We start from the raw sequence: 11,613 nt of genomic DNA on the forward strand, positions 1-11,613 counted from the left end.
GGGCCGGGGGCTCAGGCGCGTTCCAGTGCCAGTACCGCGTTGTGGCCGCCGAAGCCGAACGAGTGGGTGACCGCCCGGTCGATCCGCTGCCGCAGCGGTTGCTTCGTCACGCAGTCGAGGTCGAACTCGACTGCGGGGGCGTCGAGATTGGCGATCGGCGGTACGAGGCCGTGCTGGAGGGTGAGCACGGTCAGCGCCGCCTCCATCGCCCCGGCCGCCCCCATGCAGTGCCCCAGTACGCCCTTGGGTGCGGTGACCGGCGGCCGGTGCGGGTAGACCCGGCTGATCAGCGCGGCCTCGGTCGCGTCGCCCAGCGGGGTCGAGGGGCCGTGCGCGTTGACGTGGTCGACGTCGCCGGGCTGCCAGCCCGCGTCGCGCAGCGCCACCTCGACGGCCCGCTGCGCGACGGCGCCCGAGGGCTGCGGGCTCGTCGGGTGGTGGGCGTCGGTCGTGGCACCGGTGCCCGCGATCAGCGCGCGGGGGCGTGCGCCACGCGACCGCGCGTCCTGCTCCCGCTCCAGCACCATGATCGCGGCGCCCTCGCCCATCACCAGGCCCGCGCGGTCGGCGGCGAAGGGGCGGCAGAGCAGCGCCGGATCGTCGCCGGGGCCGGCGACCGCGGCGGCCCCCGACCGGGCGAACCCGCTCATGGCGAGCGGGAAGACGGTCGCCTCCGTGGCGCCCGCCACCGCGATGTCGCACTGTCCGGTGGTGAGCAGGTCGCGCGCCACGGACAGCGCCGTCACCCCGGTCGAACAGGCGGTGCACGGCGCCATGCTGGGCCCTGTGGCGCGCATCTTGATGGCGATCTCGGCCGCCGCCATGTTGGGGATGGTCAGCAGGGTCCCGGTCGCCGAGATGGCGTCGGGGCCGCGCCGGTCGAGTGCGACGGCCTGTTCCGTCACGCTCGCGGATCCCCCGCTGCTCGTCCCGACGATGACGGCGACGCGGGCCCCGTCCCAGGTCCTCGGGTCGAGCCCGGCGTCGGCGACCGCCTCGCGCGCGGCGAGCAGCGCGAACTTCACGTGGCGGCCCATCCGGAAGGCCGTCCGCCCGCCGATGGCGGCGTCCAGGTCGATGCCGTCGACCGTACAGGCGAAGTCGACGGCGCAGCCCCGTAGTTCGGGCACCGTACGCGCGGGGGACACGCCCGCGCAGACCCCGTTCCAGGTGGACTGGGTGTCGTTCCCGGCCGGGGTCATCATCCCCAGTCCTGTGACGGCGACGGCGGGCCTGGCTCCACCGGTCATCGGCCGACGCTCACGGCCGCCATGTCGAGGAACGCGGTGATCTCGGCGAGCGTGGCGCCCTTGAGCAGCGTCTCCGAGTCGGCGTCGACGCCCAGCTTCTCCTTGATGATGACGGCGAACTCGGCGACCGCGAGGGAGTCCATCTCCAGGCTGTCCATGGTGGCTTCGGGGTGGATCTCGACGGCCGGCACCTTGAAGGTCTCGGCAAGGACCTCCGTGATCTTCGGATGGATCGCCTGACGTGTCGCATTCATGGCATGTCCTTTCAAAAGGTACTCAAGGCACTCAAGGGACTCAGCGCGGCAAGTTTCTCAAATTGTTGATAAACCTCAAAAGCCGATGGACAACATCAAATCGATCTGATAAGGGCATGGAGGTCGGCGGCAACTGGCGACAGGCCGCGCACCGCGGCAGGGCCTCCGGTACGGTCCACGGGCCCTCCGGGTCGTCGTACGCGTCGGCGTACCCCGCGCCGGCGATCGGCCGGTCGGCCAGCATCTCCTCGGGCAGCGCGAAGGATTCGACCAGGGTGGGCGCGTACGCGGCCAGCTCGGCGAGGAGCCGCTCGATCGCCTCGGGGAGTTCATCGAGGTGCCGGGGGGCCAGCAGACCGTGGGCCAGCAGGTCACCGCTGTTGCGGTCGATCCACTGGAGTGCGAAGAGGCGGTGCAGGGAGCGGAGCAGAGCGGCTGCCGAGCCGGGCGCGGAGGCGGGTACGGACCCGGGCTCCGCGCCCGGCTCCGTATCCCTCAGCTCCCGTTCGCGCAGCTTCCGTTCCGCCGCCGTGTACGCCTCGGCCGCCCGCCGGTAGGCGTGCGCCTCCACGGCGCGCAGCGCGGCGCCGGACGCCGCGTTCCAGCGGGAGAGGGGGTCGCCCTGGGGGGCGCGGCCCATCCGGCGGCGGGCGCGATCCAGCCACAACTGCTCGACCGCCAGCAGGAGATCACCCAGATGGCCCGTGTCGGTCAGCTCCGGGGAGACGTAATACGCGTCACATTCCCCGGGATCGGCGCCCGGATCGGCGCCGTGGGCGCGGCTCGGATCCCCGTCCCGGCCGGCGTCACGGACCGCCGCGGGATCCGGCTCCGGGGGCGGCCCCGCCGCCGGGCTCCGCTCCGGGGCCCGCGCCGAGAACAGCAGTTCCGCCGCCGCCTTCGCGTAGATCGCGGTGTTGTCGCCCTCCGCCGTGATCGCGCCCTCGATGTTCGCCAGCATCTCGGTCATGCCGTTGTGTGCCAACAGCCCCTGGGCGCCGCACCGTTCACGGCACTCCACGATGATCTCGCGCGCCCGCCAGGTGATCCAGCCCTTGGCGACCGCCACCAGCCGCTCGGTCTCGCCCTGGTTCGCCTCGGTGCGCGCCTCCCACGCGTCGACGACCGTACGGTGCAGGAGCGTCATCGCGAAGACCGTCGCCAGGCCCCCGGTGAGCGGACCGTGGTGGCTGCGGTGCGCGAAGACGGGCACCCGCTCGGCGGCCCGGGGCCCGGAGATCAGCCGGTGCCCGCCGTACCGTACGGCGAGCGCCAGCGCGACGCGCGCCCCGCCGAGGGCGCCGGCGCTCATCGACAGCTTCCCGGCGGAGACCCGGCCGATCGAGGCCAGGAAGCGGCGCCTGCGGTTGCTCTCCGCGCTGCTGAACGCGCCGTCCCCGGTGACCCGGCCGAGCCGTCCCCGTACGCCGCCCAGCAGCGCGTCCCGCCCGACGAAGACCCGGTCGAACGAGGTCACGCAGTGGTCCAGCGGGCTGCCGTACCGCTCGGGCAGCAGCCGCACCCGTACCCCGGGGAGCGTGCGCGAACCGTCCGTCAGCGGCGCCAGGAAGAGGAAGACGCCGTGGTCGGTGCCGTCCACGAGGAGCCGCGCGGCCACCACCCCGCTCTTCGCGCCGCCCGTGGTACTGGTGTTGGGCATGAACTTCTGCGCGCCCGCGTGCGGCGTGTGCAGGACGAAGCCGTCCCTGACACGGTCGTACGTGGCCGTCGTCTCCAGGGCGACCGCGTCGTTGCCGTGTGCCACCTCCGTACAGAGGAAGGTGCCGATCCGGCGCAGCGTCAGGAAGTCCGTCAGATCGCGCTCGGCGGCCCCGGGGTCCCCGTCGGCGGAGTGGTCGAGGTCGAGCAGGCTGCCCAGGAAGAGGTTGTAGTGGATGCCGGCCACGGTGGTGAAGGACGGGTCGATCGGCCCCAGCCACTCGTGCAGTGCCGCGACCCCGCGCGGGTCGGCGGCCAGGCCCGCCGGGCTGTCGATCGCCCCGTTCACGGCCCGCAGCCGGTCGTACGCCAGGGACAGCCGCTCCGCGGGGGGCGAGTCCGGGCGACCGCGGAAGAGGCCGTCGGCGGCGAACCGTCGCCAGGGCCCGTGCACCCGCTCGAAGTCGTCTCCGTACAGCACGTGCGTCAGCCGCCTCGCCGTCGCCTTCCTCACGTCCGCGGCACCGCTGTTGATCATTACGCTCACCTGAGAAGAACGAGCGACGGTTGATGAAGAAACGACTTTGCCGCGCTCGGGGCCACAAGACATTCGTTCGGCCGATCCGCTCCACGCGCCCGCCACCAGCGCGTTCCGCACGCACCGGACGCTCCGCGCGCACCGTGCGTTCCGTACGCGCCGCACGCGCCGCACGCGCCGTACGTGCCGCACGGTCCGCGCGCACCGCACGGTCCGCGCACGGACCGTCATCCCGTCAGACTCTCGCGAACGCCAGCGCGACGTTGTGTCCGCCGAAGCCGAAGCTGTGGCTGACCGCGCTCCGCACCCGCTGCCGGCGCGCCTGCTTCGTCACGCAGTCGAGGTCGAACTCGACGGCGGGGGCGTCCAGGTTGGCGATCGGCGGGATGAGGCCGTGCTCCAGCGTCAGTACGGTCGCCACCGCCTCGATCGCCCCCGCCGCCGCCAGCGTGTGCCCCACCACGCCCTTCGCCGCGGTGACCGGCGGCCCGTGCGGGAAGACGCGCTCGATCAGCGACGCCTCCATGGCGTCGTTGAGCGGCGTCGAGGTGCCGTGCGCGTTGACGTGCTCGACGTCGCGCGCGCTCCACCCCGCCTCCCGCAGCGCCGTCTCCACCGCCACCTGCGCGATCCGTCCGTCCGGCGCGGGCGCCGTCGGATGGTGCGCGTCCGTGCTCGCCCCCGCGCCGGTCAGCAGCGCGCGCGGCACCCGGCCCCGGGCGCGGGCGTCCGCCTCCCGCTCCAGGACGAGTATCCCGGCGCCCTCCCCGATGACGAATCCGTCGCGGTCGGCGGCGAACGGCCGCGACGCCCCGGCCGGGTCGTCGGTACGCGTCGACAGGGCGCCCATCCGCGCGAACGCCGTCACCACCAGCGGGGTCAGTACGGACTCGGCGCCCCCCGCGACCACCACGTCGCACTGCCCGCCGGTCAGCAGGTCGCGGGCGACGACGAGCGCGGTCGCCCCGGACGCGCAGGCGGTCACCGGGGCCAGGCTGGGCCCCCGGGCCTTGAGCGCGATGGCCACCTCGCCGGCCGCCGCGTTCGGGATCATCATCGGCACCAGCAGCGGCGAGACGGACTGCGGCCCGTGGGCCTGGAGCTTGAGCGCGTTGTCGGCGAGTACGGAGACACCGCCCACGCCGACGCCGAGGACCACCCCGACCCGGCCGCCGTCCCAGGTGGCCGGGTCGAGACCGGCGTCCGCGACCGCCTGCCGCGCGGCGATCAGCGCCAGCTTCACGAACCGGGCCATGCGCCACACGGAGCGCCCGCCCACCGCCGTGTCCACGTCCAGCACGCTGTACGACGGGCGGGGCGGGGCGGTCGGGGCGGTGGAGGCGTGCGGGGCGGTGGAGGCGTACGAGGCGGTCGCGGCGGGCAAGCCGTGCGGGCCGTACAGAGTGCCGGACGCCGGGGCGAACGGCGCGGCGGCGTCCGCCACCCGCGCCGCCTCCTCCTCCGTCACCTCTGTGTCCGCCTCCCCCGGGTCGCCGATCGCGCACACGAAGTCGACCGGCATGCCCGCCAGTTCGGGCCGCCGCCGCGCGACCGACCGTCCCGCGCAGAGCCCCGCCCAGAAGGCCGGCTCGCCGATGCCCGCCGGCGTCACCACCCCGAGCCCGGTCACCGCCACCCCGGCCCGCGCCGCCCGCTCAGCCATCCCCGTCATGATGCGTTCCTTCCCATGGTGCGTACCTTCCGTCGAGAGGCGTGGCCCGTACGGTTCCGGGCCAGCTCAGGGCCGCCGTCCCCCAGGTGAGGCCGCCGCCGAAAGCGGTGAGCAGCACGCGGTCGCCCGCGCGGAAACGCCCCCGCGCCGCCGCGTCCGCCAGGGCCAGGGGGATGGATGCCGCGCCGGTGTTGCCGACGCGGTCGAGGTGGGTGACGCAGCGGTCCGCGCCGATCCCCACCCGGTCGGCGACGGCCCGCAGGATGCGGGCGTTGGCCTGGTGCGGTACGAAGTGGTCCACCTGGGCCGGGTCCCAGCCCACGGTGTTGAGCAGGGTGCGGCAGGAGCCGGTCATCCGCTCGACCGCGTGCTGGTAGACGGCCCGGCCGCGCATCCGGAAGTACGGGTCGCTCCCGACGGCCGGATCGGACCGGTCCTGGCCCGGGGACCGGGGCTGGGCGCGGGCCCGCGAGCCGCCCCCGGCGACGGTGATCAGCTCTCGCCCCGAGCCGTCGCTGCCCAGGTCGAACCCGAGCAACTCGCCAGGGGAACCGGTTCTGCCCGTGCCGATCAGCGCCGCCCCCGCGCCGTCCCCGAACACCACGCCCGCCGCGCGGTCCCGGGGGTCCAGCCAGGTCGAGTACGTGTCCGCGCCCACCAGCAGTACGCGGTCGTAGAGCCCCGAGACCACCAGGCCGTGGCAGACGGCGAGGCCGTAGACGAAGCCGCTGCACACCGCGCCCAGGTCGAACGCCGGCACCGCGCCGAGCCCCAGCCGCGCCGCCAGTTCGGGCGCCGACGCGGGGCAGGGGTGGTCGGGGGTGGCCGTGGCCAGCACGACGGCGTCCACGGCGTCGACACCGTCCACGGCCCGGTCCGCCGCCACGCCGCACGCAGCCCGCTCACAACCGCCCCCGGGGTCCCCACGGACCCCGGCACCCCCATGAACACCGGAGTCGCCGGAGCCCCCTTGGACACCAGGGCCCCCATGGACCCCGGAGCCCCCCAGGCCCCCGTGGAAACCGGAGCCCGCGAGACCGCCGCGCGCCCCGTAGCCCTGGTGCGCCCCGGAGCCGCGCCGGACCCCGGAGCCCGCCGGGGCCCGGCCTCCGCCCCCGTAGCCGCCCCCGCCTCCGTAGCCGCCTCCGCCTCCGCCTCCGCCTCCGATCAGCAGCCGCGCCGCCTCGTACGCGAGGTCCCCCGTCGCCGTTCCCGGCCCGGCGCGGTGACGGGCCGCGATGCCCGTACGCGTACGGACCCACGCGTCGTCCACGCCCCACGCGGCGGGCAGTGCCTCGTTACGGACCGGCTCGCCCGGGACCCATCCTGCGACGGCCTCCAGCACCGCCGCCCGCGCACCCCGGGCCCCCCGGACCTGCCCGCTCGCCACTCAAGGCCCCCATCCGGTTCACGATCGTCGCCGACCGCGTCGACCGGATGTCAAACTCCCTGCCGGGCAAACGGGTTACTGGGCCATTTGGGGGACAACGGAAACGGGCGCGGGAAGCGCGGACCCGCCCGTCGGCGACCATCCCGGAAGCCGGACGCGTGCCGCCGAGACACCGATCCCGGTCGGGACCGGAGGCGCCCAGCGGGCGATACCTGCCCGGTCCTCCAGGAGTTCGTGCTCCTTGTAACGCTTGCACCCGTGGTGCCAGTTGAGGATTCCCGAGAGCCAGTTCTCCAGTTCCCCCACATAGCCGCCGAGCACCCGCCGGGCCTCGTCGTCCAGGGCGAAGTCGTCGTACAGGACGGGCAGTTCATGGGCGACGACATGCTGGAACTGGCGCATCCGAGACTTCATCAGGTCATCCACGACGGACAGCGCCGTCGGGTAGTCGCAGTTGAAGAAGTTCTGCACGACGAGCACGGCGTTGTGCACCTCGCCCTCGAACTCGATCTCCTTCTGGTACGAGAAGACGTCGTTGAGCAGACACGCGTAGTCCTGCGCCGCGTTCTCCAGGGACTTCATCGGCCCCGCCCGGTAGAGCTCCGGCGGCACCCGCCGGCCGTGGCCCAGCCGGGACAGGGCCATCGTCATGTCCGAGCCGAAGGTCGCGCGGCGCATCTCCATGTAATCGACCGGGTCGGGGATACGGTTCTGCGCCTGGTTGGCCAGCTCCCACAGCCAGGACGCCGTCATGTCCTCGACCGCCTTGCGGAACGTGCGCCGCGCCGGCTCCTCCATGGGACCCGCCGTACGGACCCACAGATCGGCCAGCCCGCGCTCCAGCCCGGTGGCCGGCGGCGGCGTCGGGCCCATGTCGACCGGCATGAACAGGGACAGCCGCGCGTTGCACGCCCTGGCGCCCGCGAGATCACGCGCTCTGCCGTAGACGACGGGGAAGTAGTCGTCCCCGTACGTCCCCCACGCCAGCCAGTCCGACGTCAGGTCCAGCTCCTCCGGGGTGGCGTCCGGATGGATACCGGCGGAGCAGAGCGGCAGATCGATTCTGCGCAGCCGTTCCTCGTCCCAGACACCGGAGCCCGGCATCCCCGGCTGCGCCTCCAGGATCCCCATCCGGTGGGCCCACTCGGCCACATGCTCGCGCGCGTGGTCGAGGTGCGGGCTGAGCGAGAGCGCGTACGGCATCTCGAAGTCGGGCAGCACGGAGGGGCCGACGTGCTGGAAGGGGACATGGCTGTGGCCGCGCGCCCGCGCCGCCGCGCCCACGCCGGCGCTCCGGGGGGTGATCGTCCCCAGCCCCATGGCCCGCGCGATGTCGGCGGCGGTCGTGCCGAGGCCGACGGGCGTCATGGAGAACGGCAGCCCCGCGCCCCCGGAGGCGCCGGCGGAGCCCCCGTTCCCGCCCGCCCCGTCCTCGCCCGTCCCGTTCATGTACCGGCTGGAGCGCAGGTGCCATTCGTGGCCGCCCGACTGCCAGTCCTGGAGCCCCTTCACGTACGCGAGTGTGTCGGCGCACTCCCGCGGGCCGAGCCCCCGCTCCGCGAAGAGCGGCCCCAGCTCGGTCAGCGCCGTGTTCTCGAACTGCTGGACACGGGAGGTCAGCAGGTCGTTGACCGCGTCCGCCGCCTCCTGCGTCGTACAGCCGAGGAAGGTCTCCAGGACGAGCACACCGTTGCTCAGCTCGCCCTCCTCCTCGATCTCCCGCTCGTACGAGAAGAGGTCGTTGCGCAGGTGCACGGCGTCGGAGAACGAGTCCTTCAGGACCCGCAGCGGCCGGGAGTCCGCGATGACGGCGGGGACTTCGGCGTGCGCCGCGTACTCGATCAGCCCCGCCGACCAGGGCGCCCCGCCCACCTTGCGGCGCATCTCGATGTACTCGACGGGGTTCGCGACGCGCTCCGCGTTGATGTTCGCCAGTTCCCAGTCGGACTCGTTGAGCAGATTCTCCGTCGACTCGGCGAACCGCTCGCGCCAGGCCATGGACATGCTCGGGACCGTGCGCGCCCAGAGGTCGGCGAGCCCCGCCTCGACGGGGTTGGCCGGCTCGGGGAATCCGGCCCGCAGATCCATCGGCATGAAGGCCGCGAGCCGTTCGAGATACGCCTTGCCGCCCTCGCGGTCCTGGGGCCGTTTGTAGACCTCCAGGAAATGGTCGTCGAAGAAGAAGACCCACACATACCAGTCGGTGACCAGTGACAACTCCGGTCCGTCGCAGTCGGGGTGGGTGTACGCGCAGAGCAGCGCGTAGTCATGGGAATCGAGGTCGTGTTCCTCCCAGACACCCGAACCCTCCAGCATGCCCATGTCCCTGGCCCATCTCTTGGAGTGCTCCCTGGCCTCCTCCAGGTGGGGATTGAGCCGGGCCGGATAAGCCAGGTAGAACTCCGGCAGTTCAAAGGGGTGCGTCACGGGGGAGCGGCCTTTCGCGGAACACGGAACACGAACACGGAACAGGAGCGATGACGGAACAGGAGCCGTTTACGCTGCACCGCGATCTACCCGGCCGTCCGCTCGCCCATTCGGACCACAAAATAGTCATATGAGCACACCATTAGTGCGTGTTGTCCGCGTGTCCCGCCGCCCCCGGGTGATCATCGGCGCATGAGCCCCACCATCCGTCTCGCACAGCAGCCCGAGGCCGACGAACTGCTCGGCCGCAGCCCCCTGGCCGCCCTGGTCGGCATGTTGCTGGACCAGCAGGTGCCGATGGAGTGGGCGTTCTCCGGCCCGTACACCATCGCCACCCGCATGGGCGGCGACGACCTCGACGCGCACGCGATCGCCGCGTACGACCCCGACGCCTTCGCCGCCCTGCTCTCCGGCAAACCCGCCGTGCACCGCTACCCGGGGTCGATGGCCCGGCGCGTCCAGCAGCTCTGCCAGTACCTGGTCGAGCGGTACGACGGTGACCCCACGGCGGTCTGGCGGGACATCGCCACCGGCGCCGAGGTACGGGAGCGGCTGAACGAGCTGCCCGGCTTCGGGAAGCAGAAGGCGCAGATCTTCCTGGCGCTGCTGGGGAAGCAGTTCGGGGTACGGCCGGAAGGCTGGCGCGCCGCGGCGGGCGCGTACGGCGACGAGGGCGCGTACCGCTCGGCCGCAGACATCACCGGGCCGCAGTCACTCACGAAAGTGAGGGCGTTCAAGCAGGAGGCGAAGCGCGCGGCCAAGTCCGCCCACTCCGCCGGGAAGCACTGATCCCCGCGCGGGACGGCCGGGCCGACCGGAACGTTCCGCGAACGAACTGGGCGCCGCCTGTTCCCGGATGACGCGGCGCTCGCTACTTTTCTCCGGCATTCGCTCACATTCGTTCGCACCGGAAGGACCCTTGTGATCGCAACGTCCCGCAGAATCCTGGCCGTCGCGGCCGCCACCGCGCTCACCGCCCCGCTTCTGCTCTCCGCCGCCTCCCCCGCCGCCGCGCGAGCGCACGACCCGGCGAAAGAGGCCGCGCGGAACGCCGCCGCACTCTCGAAGGAGCTGGTGCGTTCGGCCTCCGCCGAGGGCGCGTACCGGCATCTGGAGAAGTTCCAGCAGATCGCGGAGGAGTCGAACGGCAACCGCGCGGCGGGCACGGCCGGTCACGACGCCTCGGCCGCCTATGTGTACGGCCAGCTCAAGAAGGCCGGCTACAAGGTCTCGTACGACACCTTCGACATCACGTACATCGAGACCCTCGCCGAGAAGCTGACGGTCACCGCGCCGACGCGGCGCGATGTCACGATCGCCGCCATGTCGTACACGAAGTCCACCCCGGAGGGCGGTGTGGAGGCCGAGTTGGCCGCCGTACCGCTCGACGCGACGACGGGGTGCGAGCCGGGCGACTACGCGTCCGCCGACTACACGGGCAGGATCGCGCTCATCCAGCGCGGCGGCTGCGCCTTCGCCGACAAGCAGCGGGAGGCGGGCGCCGCCGGGGCGGTCGCCGCGGTCATCTACAACAACACCGAGGGCCCCCTCAACGGCACGCTCGGCGGCCCGGAGGCCGGCGTGATCCCCACCGGGGGCGTCACCCGGGAGGCGGGCGAGGCACTGGCCGCCGAGGTGGCGGCCGGTCCCGTGACGGTCTCGCTGGACGTGCGCCAGCTCCAGGAGAAGCGCACCACCCGCAACGTGATCGCCGAGACCAGGGGCGGCAGGTCCGACCGTACGGTGATGCTCGGCGCCCACCTCGACTCGGTCACCGAGGGCCCCGGCATCAACGACAACGGCTCCGGCTCGGCGGGGCTGCTGGAGGTCGCGCTCAAGCTCGCCAGGACGCACGGCCAGCCGGCGAACAAGGTGCGCTTCGCGTGGTGGTCGGCGGAGGAACTGGGGCTGCTGGGCGCCGAGTCGTACGTGGGTGAGCTCACCGACCGGCAGCGCGCGGACATCTCGCTCTACCTGAACTTCGACATGATCGCCACGCCGAACTACGCCCAGTTCGTCTACGACGGCGACGACTCGGACGGCGCGGGCGCGGGCCCCGGCCCCGAGGGCTCGGCGCAGATCGAGAAGGGCATCACCGGCTTCCTCGACAGCAGAAACGTTCCGCACGAGGGAACGGACTTCGACGGGCGCTCCGACTACGGCCCCTTCATGGACGCGGGCATCGCCTCGGGCGGCACGTTCACGGGCGCGGAGGGCATCAAGTCGCCGGAGCAGGCGAAACGGTACGGAGGTGAGGCGGGCGTGGCGTACGACGCGTGCTACCACGCGGCCTGCGACGACCTCTCCAACATCAGCATGCGGGCCCTCGACATCAACGTCGACGTGATCGCGCACGCCGTGGGCACGTACGCCCACGACCTCAGCTCGCTGAAGAAGCCGGTCTCTCAGCCGTATCGGCCGGC

At 72.8% G+C, this 11,613-nt stretch carries 8 protein-coding genes; 2 read left to right on the forward strand and 6 right to left on the reverse strand.

What is annotated here, in order from left to right:
- Window positions 1-11: 11 nt before the first annotated feature.
- From ACFXPL_RS25920 to ACFXPL_RS25945, 6 genes are all read right to left on the reverse strand, one after another.
- Window positions 12-1,250: a beta-ketoacyl-[acyl-carrier-protein] synthase family protein gene (locus tag ACFXPL_RS25920; protein ID WP_384923974.1), complete on the reverse strand. Its 1,239-nt coding sequence runs from the start codon at window positions 1,248-1,250 to the stop codon at window positions 12-14.
- The gene (locus ACFXPL_RS25925; protein WP_384923976.1) at window positions 1,247-1,504 is read right to left on the reverse strand and encodes an acyl carrier protein; all 258 of its coding nucleotides are present in this window, start codon (window positions 1,502-1,504) and stop codon (window positions 1,247-1,249) included. The genes ACFXPL_RS25920 and ACFXPL_RS25925 overlap by 4 nt, the downstream gene beginning before the upstream one ends.
- Window positions 1,505-1,544: 40 nt before the next feature.
- Window positions 1,545-3,701, reverse strand: coding sequence for an acyl-CoA dehydrogenase (locus ACFXPL_RS25930; protein WP_384923978.1), 2,157 nt, complete (start codon window positions 3,699-3,701; stop codon window positions 1,545-1,547).
- Between the two features lie 235 nt (window positions 3,702-3,936).
- The gene (locus ACFXPL_RS25935) at window positions 3,937-5,373 is read right to left on the reverse strand and encodes a beta-ketoacyl-[acyl-carrier-protein] synthase family protein (protein WP_384923980.1); all 1,437 of its coding nucleotides are present in this window, start codon (window positions 5,371-5,373) and stop codon (window positions 3,937-3,939) included.
- Window positions 5,357-6,763, reverse strand: a complete 1,407-nt coding sequence (locus ACFXPL_RS25940; RefSeq protein WP_384923982.1) for a beta-ketoacyl-ACP synthase 3 — start codon at window positions 6,761-6,763, stop codon at window positions 5,357-5,359. Before ACFXPL_RS25940 ends, ACFXPL_RS25935 begins: the two co-directional genes overlap by 17 nt.
- A gap of 75 nt (window positions 6,764-6,838) precedes the next feature.
- On the reverse strand, window positions 6,839-9,190 hold the full coding sequence (locus ACFXPL_RS25945; protein WP_384923984.1) for a germacradienol/geosmin synthase: 2,352 nt from the start codon (window positions 9,188-9,190) through the stop codon (window positions 6,839-6,841).
- Window positions 9,191-9,382: 192 nt separating this feature from the next.
- Here ACFXPL_RS25945 and ACFXPL_RS25950 point away from each other — a divergent pair, with 192 nt between their 5' ends.
- Together ACFXPL_RS25950 and ACFXPL_RS25955 are read left to right on the forward strand one after the other, a co-directional pair.
- On the forward strand, window positions 9,383-9,979 hold the full coding sequence (locus ACFXPL_RS25950; RefSeq protein ID WP_384923986.1) for an HhH-GPD-type base excision DNA repair protein: 597 nt from the start codon (window positions 9,383-9,385) through the stop codon (window positions 9,977-9,979).
- Between the two features lie 156 nt (window positions 9,980-10,135).
- A partial coding sequence (locus ACFXPL_RS25955; RefSeq protein ID WP_384923990.1) for a M28 family metallopeptidase occupies window positions 10,136-11,613 on the forward strand: 1,478 nt, incomplete at its 3' end.

Origin of the sequence: Streptomyces sp. NPDC059092 (assembly GCF_042756365.1) — a bacterium.
Classification (GTDB): Bacteria; Actinomycetota; Actinomycetes; order Streptomycetales; family Streptomycetaceae; genus Streptomyces.

What these genes read in the sequence shown, in the direction of transcription:
- ACFXPL_RS25920 (WP_384923974.1), bottom strand. Translation starts at nt 1,250, where the DNA reads ATGACCGGTGGAGCCAGGCCCGCCGTCGCCGTCACAGGACTGGGGATG.
- ACFXPL_RS25925 (WP_384923976.1), bottom strand. Translation starts at nt 1,504, where the DNA reads ATGAATGCGACACGTCAGGCGATCCATCCGAAGATCACGGAGGTCCTT.
- ACFXPL_RS25930 (WP_384923978.1), bottom strand. Translation starts at nt 3,701, where the DNA reads ATGATCAACAGCGGTGCCGCGGACGTGAGGAAGGCGACGGCGAGGCGG.
- ACFXPL_RS25935 (WP_384923980.1), bottom strand. Translation starts at nt 5,373, where the DNA reads ATGACGGGGATGGCTGAGCGGGCGGCGCGGGCCGGGGTGGCGGTGACC.
- ACFXPL_RS25950 (WP_384923986.1), top strand. Translation starts at nt 9,383, where the DNA reads ATGAGCCCCACCATCCGTCTCGCACAGCAGCCCGAGGCCGACGAACTG.